We start from the raw sequence: 326 nt of genomic DNA on the forward strand, positions 1-326 counted from the left end.
ACTAGTATGGCCCGGGGGATCCGTATACGTTTCTAATTTGTAGTTAACGGTTGGATACCACTTTGAGGCATGTAATATGGTACTGAGCTTCGGCACAGGGCTCAAATTGCATCATTAAATGTCTCCGATGTGGCTATATGTCATGGATAAAGGCAGCCCCCTATATCTTTTTTTGTGGCAGCATGGGTCCATCAAAGCAATTATTCAGGGTCTTAATGACCTCCACAGCTCTAAACGTAATTCATCTGGCTTTCCCTGTACTTACTTCCTCCATGAAAAAAAGTGTTGATAATGCTCATAATGCTGCCCAGCAATTTCCTCCCTTC

The 326-nt window shown here is 43.3% G+C and carries 1 protein-coding gene; it reads left to right on the forward strand.

Features of this window, described 5'->3' with window-relative positions; genetic code table 11:
- Positions 1-137: 137 nt before the first annotated feature.
- Positions 138-326 (forward strand): hypothetical protein (locus K0H48_RS22735; protein WP_219269290.1); only part of this gene is annotated, 189 nt, incomplete at its 3' end.

This window comes from Pseudomonas sp. Xaverov 259 (genome assembly GCF_019352915.1).
Lineage (GTDB): Bacteria > Pseudomonadota > Gammaproteobacteria > Pseudomonadales > Pseudomonadaceae > Aquipseudomonas.